The organism is Maribacter sp., assembly GCF_039968975.1.
Taxonomy (GTDB): domain Bacteria; phylum Bacteroidota; class Bacteroidia; order Flavobacteriales; family Flavobacteriaceae; genus Maribacter.
This window is the reverse complement of the sequence record NZ_JBDVOT010000093.1, coordinates 1-2336: the sequence shown is the minus strand read 5'-3', so window position 1 is coordinate 2336 and position 2336 is coordinate 1. Positions and strand designations below refer to the sequence as shown.

The following is a 2336-nucleotide window of genomic DNA, read 5'->3' as shown; positions in this document are numbered from 1 at the left end:
CGTGTTCCCGAATTAAAATGTGAGCCAGGTTCGTTAAAGCCCACATGCCCTGTTCTACCAATTCCTAATAGTTGAAAATCTAAACCGCCATATTCTTTTATTTTACGATCATAACTTAGGCAATACGCTATAGTTTCTTTATTGCTAACCGTGCCATCTGGAATGTGAATATTTTTCTCTGGTATATCTACATGGTTAAAAAGATGTTCGTGCATGAAATAGAAATAACTTTGTATGTTATTAGGTTCCATTGGTAGATATTCATCTAAGTTGAAGGTGACTACGTTTTTAAAACTTAATCCTTCTTCTTTGTGCATGCGAACTAATTCTTCATAAACCCTAATAGGGGAAGACCCGGTAGCTAAGCCTAAAACACAATTTCTTTTTTGTCCTTGTCTTTTCTTTATTAAAGCGGCAATTTCATGAGCAACTACTATTGAAGCTTCATTGGAATCTTCGAAAATTACATTGTGTATTTTTTCGAATCTTGTTTCTTCAAACTGACCAATGGGTTTGTGGCTAATGTCAAATTTGGAATCGTTTACGGTATTTTTCATGAGGTAGTGGTAAGGTTTTGAATTTTTAAATCCATGCAAATATATGCGTTATTTTGAATATTTGCAGTTTTATGCCATAAATTATGCTGTATTTTGCTGTTAATTAATCTTTAAATTCTGTTTACATTATATTAACGTCATAAAACGGCATGTGTTAAAAATCCCTATCTTTGTATGATTCATAAGTGAAAAAAGAGCTTTTTAAATGCTAAAAGAAGAACGGCAGCAGACTATTTTAAGCGAGGTTGATCTGCATAATAGAATACTTATAACAGATATAGCGGAGGCTTTAGATGTTTCTATTGATACTATCAGAAGAGATGTAAAAGAGCTAGACGCAGAAAAAAAACTGCGTAAGGTACATGGTGGTGCAATCTCTATGGGGTATATGACTAACAGTGCCAGAAACACCAATATCTATAAGTTAGCCGATAAGGCTGCAATTGCTGCTAAAGCAATTGACATGTTACGAGATGGTGCCGTTATTTTTTTAGATGGTGGTACTACCTGCATGGAACTTGCTAGAATAATACCTGAGAATTTAAATCTTACTTGTTTTACCATTAGTCTTCCGGTTGCTATGGAACTTTCTCATAAAGCCAATATCAATGTAATTTCTATAGGAGGGCAAATTTCTAAGGAAGCCCAGATTGCTATTGGTGCAAATGCCATTCATCATATTTCTGAAATACGATTTGATTATAGTTTTATAGGTACTGGATATGTTGATGCAACATATGGTTTAACGGAGTTTGATTGGGATATTGTTCAGATAAAAAAAGCGGTAATAAAAGCATCAAAGAAAACTGTGCTTTTATCTATTTCTGAAAAACTAAACTCTCAACATCGTTATAAGACTTGTGATATTAATTCTATCAATACAATGATTACCGAGTTAAAGCCTGATGATATGTTGTTAAAGGCTTTCAAAAATCACGATATAAAAATTTTATAATTATATGGATTACAAAAAAATTACCGAAACTCCGTCGAATCATGACAATTTAGAATTGATGGATACGACTACTATTCTTCAAAAAATGAATGAGGAGGATAAGAAAATAGCTGATGCCGTAGAAAAAACAATTCCACAGGTTACTAAACTTGTAGATGCTTTGACCGAAAGATTTAATAAAGGAGGAAGGCTTTTTTACATTGGAGCCGGTACTAGTGGTAGATTAGGGATTTTGGATGCTTCTGAAATACCGCCAACCTTTGGTATGCCTCATGAACGTGTTGTGGGTTTAATTGCTGGTGGAGATACTGCTATTAGAAAAGCCGTTGAAAATGCGGAAGATGCTACTAAGCAAGCATGGTTAGATTTAAAAGAACATGATATTAATGTTAACGATGTTGTTGTAGGTATTGCGGCATCCGGTAGCACACCATATGTAATTGGTGGTTTAGAAGATGCTAAACAAAACGGAATTTTAACTGCAGCGATTACTAATAACCCAGGAGCGCCCATTGCTAGAATTGCGGCTATTCCTATTGAAATCAATGTTGGTCCGGAATTTCTTACCGGTAGTACTAGAATGAAAAGTGGTACTTCGCAGAAACTCGTTCTTAATATGATATCAACTGCTTTAATGATAAAAATAGGTAGGGTTAAGGGGAATAAAATGGTGAATATGCAATTGAGCAACGACAAGTTGGTTGATCGTGGTACACGTTATATCATGGAGGGGCTCGACATAGAATATGCAGCAGCTGAGGCTTTGTTGAAAAAACATGGCTCTGTAAAGTTGGCTATTGATGCCGGTAGGGGATAAGTAGCTT

3 protein-coding genes are annotated in these 2336 nt (G+C 35.1%); 2 read left to right on the top strand and 1 reads right to left on the bottom strand.

What is annotated here, in order from left to right; all coding sequences use genetic code 11:
• The coding region (locus ABJI11_RS06575; RefSeq protein WP_348350547.1) for a 6-phosphogluconolactonase at positions 1-557 on the bottom strand (557 nt) is incomplete at its 3' end.
• Positions 558-762: 205 nt separating this feature from the next.
• On the opposite strand from ABJI11_RS06575, the gene ABJI11_RS06570 reads away from it, so the two are divergent.
• Both ABJI11_RS06570 and murQ read left to right on the top strand, forming a co-directional pair.
• A complete protein-coding gene (locus ABJI11_RS06570; RefSeq protein ID WP_348350545.1) occupies positions 763-1512 on the top strand; it encodes a DeoR/GlpR family DNA-binding transcription regulator in 750 nt (249 codons plus the stop codon).
• Positions 1513-1516: 4 nt separating this feature from the next.
• Positions 1517-2329, top strand: coding sequence for an N-acetylmuramic acid 6-phosphate etherase (gene murQ / locus ABJI11_RS06565; protein WP_348350543.1), 813 nt, complete (start codon positions 1517-1519; stop codon positions 2327-2329).
• The last annotated feature ends 7 nt before the right edge of the window (positions 2330-2336 follow it).

What these genes read in the sequence shown, in the direction of transcription:
- murQ (WP_348350543.1), top strand. Translation starts at nt 1,517, where the DNA reads ATGGATTACAAAAAAATTACCGAAACTCCGTCGAATCATGACAATTTA.
- ABJI11_RS06570 (WP_348350545.1), top strand. Translation starts at nt 763, where the DNA reads ATGCTAAAAGAAGAACGGCAGCAGACTATTTTAAGCGAGGTTGATCTG.